Origin of the sequence: Pseudidiomarina woesei (assembly GCF_001418345.1) — a bacterium.
In the GTDB taxonomy this organism is placed as follows: domain Bacteria; phylum Pseudomonadota; class Gammaproteobacteria; order Enterobacterales; family Alteromonadaceae; genus Pseudidiomarina; species Pseudidiomarina woesei.
Genome location: NZ_LIPW01000007.1, coordinates 85,076 through 92,244 on the forward strand (window position 1 = coordinate 85,076; position 7,169 = coordinate 92,244).

7 protein-coding genes and 1 rRNA gene are annotated in these 7,169 nt (G+C 45.9%); 3 read left to right on the forward strand and 5 right to left on the reverse strand.

Going from position 1 to position 7,169, the window contains the following annotated elements:
* The first annotated feature begins 4 nt into the window (after window positions 1-4).
* From ASC40_RS10045 to ASC40_RS10055, 3 genes are read left to right on the forward strand one after another with little or no spacing between them, the layout of a single operon-like run.
* Window positions 5-712: an ABC transporter ATP-binding protein gene (locus ASC40_RS10045; protein WP_055439678.1), complete on the forward strand. Its 708-nt coding sequence runs from the start codon at window positions 5-7 to the stop codon at window positions 710-712.
* Window positions 709-1,959 carry an ABC transporter permease gene (locus ASC40_RS10050; RefSeq protein WP_055439679.1) on the forward strand — a complete coding sequence of 417 codons (1,251 nt, stop codon included), beginning with the start codon at window positions 709-711 and terminating at the stop codon, window positions 1,957-1,959. Before ASC40_RS10045 ends, ASC40_RS10050 begins: the two co-directional genes overlap by 4 nt.
* On the forward strand, window positions 1,956-2,447 hold the full coding sequence (locus ASC40_RS10055) for a DUF3299 domain-containing protein (protein WP_055439680.1): 492 nt from the start codon (window positions 1,956-1,958) through the stop codon (window positions 2,445-2,447). Before ASC40_RS10050 ends, ASC40_RS10055 begins: the two co-directional genes overlap by 4 nt.
* Before the next feature lie 16 nt (window positions 2,448-2,463).
* Here the strand turns inward: ASC40_RS10055 and ASC40_RS10060 are convergent, their stop codons facing one another.
* From ASC40_RS10060 to rrf, 5 genes are all read right to left on the reverse strand, one after another.
* Complete coding sequence (locus tag ASC40_RS10060) at window positions 2,464-3,213, reverse strand: TIGR04219 family outer membrane beta-barrel protein (RefSeq protein WP_055439681.1); 750 nt, start codon at window positions 3,211-3,213, stop codon at window positions 2,464-2,466.
* Between the two features lie 11 nt (window positions 3,214-3,224).
* A complete protein-coding gene (locus ASC40_RS10065; protein WP_055439682.1) occupies window positions 3,225-3,665 on the reverse strand; it encodes a copper chaperone PCu(A)C in 441 nt (146 codons plus the stop codon).
* A gap of 48 nt (window positions 3,666-3,713) precedes the next feature.
* Window positions 3,714-4,025 (reverse strand): hypothetical protein, encoded by a 312-nt coding sequence (locus ASC40_RS10070; protein ID WP_055439683.1) that lies wholly within the window; start codon window positions 4,023-4,025, stop codon window positions 3,714-3,716.
* 186 nt (window positions 4,026-4,211) lie between these two features.
* On the reverse strand, window positions 4,212-6,620 hold the full coding sequence (locus ASC40_RS10075) for a TonB-dependent receptor plug domain-containing protein (protein ID WP_055439684.1): 2,409 nt from the start codon (window positions 6,618-6,620) through the stop codon (window positions 4,212-4,214).
* A gap of 247 nt (window positions 6,621-6,867) precedes the next feature.
* Window positions 6,868-6,981, reverse strand: a 5S ribosomal RNA gene (rrf, locus tag ASC40_RS10080).
* Window positions 6,982-7,169 lie beyond the last annotated feature (188 nt).

Sequence of the window (7,169 nt, forward strand, 5' to 3'; positions counted from 1 at the left end):
TACTATGACCAGCACCTGTATTGAACTCAACAATCTTGAGTTTCAGTGGCCAGGTGCCACACGCCCCCTGCTGAGCATTCCGCAGTTTAGTGTTCAACAAGGGGAACGTGTGTTGCTCCGTGGTGCCAGCGGCTCGGGTAAGTCCACTTTACTTAGCCTTATTGCTGGCATCCATGCTCCGGCAAAAAACCAATTACATGTGCTCGGCCATGACATGGGGAAACTGTCACAACGTCAACGCGACAAACTCCGAGCCAACGAAATTGGATATATTTTTCAGCAGTTCAATCTACTTCCATATCTTTCTGCAGTAGCAAACGTGTCGCTTGCTGAAAAGTTTTCACCAGCGCGTCGTCGCAGAGTCAATGAAACATCGCGCAATCACAATGAACGCGCCAAAGAACTACTTTTACAACTTGGGCTAAACGAAAGCGATCTGTTTCGGCCGGCTCATCAACTAAGTGTCGGGCAACAGCAACGTGTTGCCGCAGCGCGGGCTTTGTATGGCTCTCCGGCTTTGATTATTGCTGATGAACCTACCTCTGCTCTAGATGCCGATCATCGAGATAACTTTATCCAAGTATTATTCAATGCGTGCCAGCAATACAATACAACCTTGCTGTTTGTGACTCACGATGGCAGTTTGGCGCACCACTTTCAGCGCAGCATTGAATTAAACGAAATCAACCAAGCGACATCGGGGCGATTATGATTCGTTTAGCAGTAGCAAGCCTATTGAACCGCAAAGCGAGCGCTTGGTTAACCATTCTAGCTATTGCTGTAAGTACACTGTTGTTGCTAGGAGTAGAACGAGTTCGGCACCAAACTCAAGAGAATTTTGCCAATACTATTTCCGGCACAGACCTTATTGTTGGCGCACGCACTGGCAATACTCAGTTACTGTTAAGTAGTGTGTTCCACATCGGCGCGCTGAGCAATACACTCTCTTGGCAAAGTTATCAGCATTTGCAAACGCTTCGAGGTGTTGCGTGGCACATTCCAATCGCACTCGGGGATAGCTTCGGCGAGTTCCCCGTTGTCGCAACCTCCACTGATTTCTTTGAGCACTTTCGCTATGCCGATAGACAGGCTTTAGTATTTACCCAAGGTGATAAATTTAACGATGCTCAAAGTGCCGTATTAGGCGCGGAAGTTGCCAAACGACGACAGCTGAAACTTGGAGACAAATTCACTATTTCACATGGTAGTGGTGGTATTAGCTTTAGTGATCATGATGCGCATCCATTTACGGTAAACGGTATTTTAGAGCGTACAGGTACTCCCGTCGATCAAGCCGTTTACATGCCTTTATCGGGGCTAGGACTAGTGCACGGTGAGTCATCTAGTGACACCACTCACGAAGGTGAGCACGACCATACACATGAACACAGCCATGAACCGCCGGTTTACACCCTTAGCGCGGTATTACTTGGTTTAAGCAGCCGACCATTGGCCTTGCGTATGCAGCGCGATATTAATACTTACCAGGGTGAACCTCTAACTGCAATTATGCCCGGCATGGCACTGACCGAACTGTGGCGAACATTGAACCTGTTCGAAAAGGCGTTGCTTGCCGTATCGACTTTAGTTGTTGCTACCGGTTTGCTTGGCATGTTAACGGCTTTGCTATCTAGCTTAAGGGAACGACGCCGCGAAATGGCTGTCCTACGAGCTGTTGGTGCTGGGCCAATCACGATATTTGGCCTACTCGTCAGTGAAGCACTTATTTTGGCCATAGTTGGTGTTGGCATCGGAATAGGTATGCTCTACCTTATCATCGGCGTTGGCGGAGAGGCCCTGCTGGCGAATACCGGCATTTTGCTGCGAGCAACACCATTGACGACGACTGAGTGGTCATTTCTGGCTGCCATTATTCTAGCAGCATTGGTTTTAAGTTTTATTCCAGCATGGCGGGCTTACCGCAATGCTTTAGCAGATGGGTTAACAATACGCGTATGAGTAAATGGTTTAATGCACTTGTTTGGGCTATCAGTGCAATGTTGGTTACCATGCCCGTTCAAGCAGACGAATATGTAGAAACACAATGGAAAGAGCTGGTTCCGGAAGGTTACAAGCCACCGCCGGTGCGTAGCCAAGCTTTCTATGAAGCTAACCCGGAGTTAGCCAACCAGCCAGAACTTGACGCCCCTATGGTTGAGTCACTCGATGGCAAGAAAATCAGAATTCCTGGTTATGTGGTACAGCTTGAAGGTGATGCGGATAAAGTCACACAATTTTTACTCGTGCCATACTATGGCGCCTGTGTGCATGTGCCACCGCCACCACCAAACCAAATTGTGTTGGTCGATTTTCCGCAGGGCGTAAAATATGAGGACACCTTTGATGCGGTATGGGTTGAGGGCGTGATAAACGTCGAACGGGTGGAAGGTGATGTGGCAGTGGTCGGCTATCGATTGACAGCCGCCACTGTTAAATCATTTTACTAAGAAATTAACGCGTTGCTTAGAAATGGATTTCTAAGCCTAAGTATGGCCCCTTAAATTGTAAGTCGGAATATATTCCATCAAGGTCATCAAGTTCAATTTTTACATCGCGATAACCTAGCTGCAAATTCAAATCTATCGCTAGGTTTTCAACCATACGGTACTCAATACCAGCTTCCACATCACGAATGCTGCTGTCATCAACAGTAATAGCATTGGCCAAGCCATAAACGGTTAAATCGGTAGCCGGAATACCCACCCTAACCTGCGCATACCCCGTTGGAATCCAGCCATCACTTTGTAAACGATTTTCGTTTTGTGCATCACGTACTGCTAGCAAACCGTCAACTTTTTTAGCAGTAAGGCCAAGGTCGACGGTCAACAAATCATTGTCGAAAATTTCGTAATACAGCGTAAAATCAGTGTGGCTTAGGTCAACGGTACTTCCCAGTGTTGTACCCGCGGCGTAGCCCTGTCCGTTATATATAAAGTCTTGTGTTAAAGTCACTAAGCCCTGGCTGGTCAATTCATTTTCACGAATTTTGATGTTCGGCAAAATAGGAATGGGATGCTCAAGGGCTACATAAAAACTTTGTTGCTTTTCATCGTCAAAGCTGAATTCTTGGCTACCATTACCCGAACCGAAGTTACCTGAATTTGAAGTATCCCAAATTTGGCCTCCAGCATAAACGCCTAAAATAGTATCTGCTTGTGCAGTACCAGCAATTAATAACGTTGGAGCGATAATCGCTACAGCAATTTTCTTCATGAATATAATTCCTAACGAATGGGTTTAACTTCTGCTGTGAAGGTTCTCTGGTAACCATCGCTGAATTTAAGCGTAAATTCAACTTGGTCACCCGCTCTAAACGGTTTTTTTACACCAAATAGCATCAAATGATAGCCGCCGGGCTGAAATACTAACGTTTCACTGGGCGCTATGGCTAATTCCGGTACCCTCTTCATTCGCATCATACCATCACGCAAAATATGCTGATGAACTTCCGTAGCTCGCGCCGAATTCGTGGACGCGCCAATAAGCGTAATTTCATTCGTACCGACATTTGTGATCGTGAAATAGCCAGCGCCATTCTTGGTTCCAGGTATCGACTCTTTTACCCAAGCTGCAGACACTTCAATCTCCGCAGCTACAGCGCTGGAAGCATAAACACCATACGAGTATGTAAAAACTGCCATTAATAAAATAATAATGGTACGCACTTTAATCCCCTCAAAGAAATCTCATTAAGCTGAGTTTGTGCGTTCAGTCTACACGGTTTTTGGGCGATCTCGCACTAACAAATAAATGATTACCCCAACTAAAATATAAGGCCATAACCAACCGAATAGCGCAAAAACGAGCACCCCTAAACTAACAAGAACCGCAGCCCCCACACTTAACCCGATCGCCATGGCAACAAAGAATCCGACCGCCGCAATTGCCAGAATAAGTAACCCGGTAAATCCGACACTAAATATTAAGCCTAACACCGCACCAATAATTGCAAATATTTCATCAGCAAAAAACACGACGGCAATTAGGCCGGCAACAATCCACAACCAGTTTCGATTTGATTTCATGATATATCTCCCAGTAACACACGCTTGGTTTGTTCAACTTATATGTTCGATGTCTAGTAGATATGCAAAAGTCATGCCTAATCGCTTGTGATTGATTTGTAAGTGTTTTATAAAACAAAACCCCCATAACGGATATCCGTAATGGGGGTTTTAATGACTTTTTGGTCAAATTGAAAAGTCTTTCAATTAAAATGAATACGTTAATTCAGCGTAGTAATAACCACCGTTGAAGCCGAATGGTGCATTGGTGTTTGGATAAATAAAGATACCGTTAAATTGGTTCGACGGATCTTGCTTATCCGGATATTCGTCAAATAGGTTTTGCACGCCGGCATTTACTTTCAAGCTGTCCGACACTTGATATCCAGCTGAAATATCAGTTATCCACTTGCCGCCAAATTCGGTTTGCAACCCTGCATTGTTCTCAAGTACATAATCGCCGAAATAATTGAAGGCAATACGGCTCGTTAATCGATCCAGCTTGTGCGTAAAGGAAATGTTTCCACTATGGCGTGGCACCGAACGGGTCATCCGTGTACGTTCCACACTATCGAACAATTTGGCTTCTAAATCACCAATGATGGTTGGCAAATTTACACCATCGATTTCAGTTTCGTTATAGCCATAAGCAAGCTGCGCTGTAAGATCACCAGCGCCGACCGCAAAATCTTTAGTTAATACGACATCTAAACCTTTAGTTGTCGTATCAACGGCATTGATGAAAAACCGTGCATTGTCGGCACCGGCCGCTGCGAGTGCATCAGCAACAGCTTGTGAGTCACTAGGAACCAGTGAGCTTGATAAAATTACACGATCATCAATTTTAATTTGAAACGCATCGACCGTTAATGACAGACCGTTATTGCCACTCCAGACTAAGCCCAAGCTTAAGTTTTGCGATTCTTCCGGCTGCAATGCGCCTAACTGGAGTTCACGAGCGACCGTACTTACGTTATTAAATGTTCCTGATTGTTCAGGCACTAGCTCGCCGTTGCGGTTTACAAACAAAGTCGAAATATTGGTGAAGTAAATTTGCTGCACACTTGGCGCGCGGAAGCCAGTATTAGCGGTCGCACGAATTGCAAAGTTATCAGTCACATCATAACGGCCTGACAACTTCCAGCTGGTATTGTCACCAAAATCTGAATAGTCTTCATAACGCAGTGCAGCACCCCATTGGAATTGCGACGTCAAACGGTTTTCTAATTCAACATAGACGCCAACGTTATCACGCGAGTCGTCTACTTCCGACTCAGGCTTAAATCCTGTAAAACCTTGGCTACCAGCGGGACGACCTTCGTAACCACCATCTTCATACGAAGCTGGATCTCCTGCTTCTATTTGGTAAGAGTTTTCACGATAGCTAAGACCAAAGGCAACAGCGAGGTCTGAGTTATTAACGAACGGAATAAATCGCGAAACGTCGATATTTGCATTCAGTTCATCCGTGGTTAGCGTGCCTGCATTAAAGCTTGTCGGCGTGCTTGGCCCAAACGAGGCGTTAAGGGAGTTCTCTAACCGGTACTGAAACTCGCTTTTTCCAAAACTAGCACTCGCATCAACATCCCAATTACCTAAGACAAATTTATAGCCACCTAACAAACTTGCATCCGAAGTCTCAGGGCTTAATAAAGGCAAAAATCCGTCTGGATAAACCTCAATAATGTTCCGATTGTCTAATGCACGGCGGTAAAATGCTCCAGACTGTGAAGTACGATCGCTCATTCCGCCGAAGGCATAGAGCTCACCATTCTGGCCGACTGGTAGACTTGCGTTAAAGAAAACTGCTTTGTTCTCAAACGACGCGTCACCAACGTGGTGATTTAATCTATTAAACGTGGCCTCGCGTGGATCAGGCTCACCGTTAACCAACGGGTATTGTTGCCGTGGATCCAAGCCGGCACGATTTGTTTTGTTTTTATGGTGATATTCAGCCGACAACGTGAAACTTCCGCCATCGCCTAAACCAAAGCCGATATTGCCATGAAGTTTGTACTGCTCACCGTCACCTTCGAACGTTTGCCCCGCATTGGCCGTTATCGAACCGCCTTCACTTTGGTCTTTTAAAACGATATTAATTACACCAGCAATTGCATCCGACCCATAGAGTGCAGCAGCACCATCACGCAACACTTCAATACGCTTAATCGAGGAGACGGGAATAGCATTCAAGTCCGCATTTGAACTACCGCGGCCAGTAGTACCATTAAGGTGTACAAGGGCGCTACTGTGACGACGTTTACCATTAATAAGTACTAGCGTATGGTCAGGCGAAAGGCCTCGTAACGAAGCCGGACGCACTGCGTCTGACCCATCAGTGATTGATGAGCGTGGAAAGTTAAAGCTTGGTACGGCGTACTGTAACGCCTGTGCCGTTTCAGTAAACCCACCCGCAGTAAGCTCTTCTTCGGTAATAATATCAACCGGCGCCGTACCATCCGTTGCAGTACGTAACGATAGACGAGACCCGATTACGTTAATAGTTTCATCCACCGACGCTGTGTTCTCTTCCTGCGCTGCGGCTTGATTAGATATTAATGAGAAACTCGGTATTACAACTGTCGCTAAAGCTAAACTTAAAGTTGAACGTTTCATGTCACACCTCTTATTCGTTCTGGATTGTATAAGTCATAGTACTTGGCTTAGGCCCAATTTATATACACGAATTAGTTATAGCTTAGATCAAATAAGCAAGAGCGGTATTGAAGAGCAAAAGCGATATTAGCTGTTGGATATTAGATATTAGTGGGGCGGAGGGCGTGACTAACAGCGCAGCGTACGAACCAGGCTTCAGAAACGAAAAAACCCCGAGCGTTAGCTCGGGGTCTCATCGTTATTAAAAGCCTGGCGGTGTCCTACTCTCACATGGGAACTCCCACACTACCATCGGCGCTGAAGCGTTTCACTGCTGAGTTCGGAATGGATCAGGTGGTTCCACTTCGCTATGGCCGCCAGGCATAAACTGTTAAACAATATGAAGGCTGATTGCTTTGTATAAGGTAATGATGACCACTCTACATGATTGGAGCATCGCTCCCCGGTCTGTAACGCCGGGCTACGTCTGACGTAGCATCCATTTTAATAAAAGCTCGAACTTGCGTCCCCGGCGTCAAACGCCGGGCTACATTAGCCCTAAACACTTTC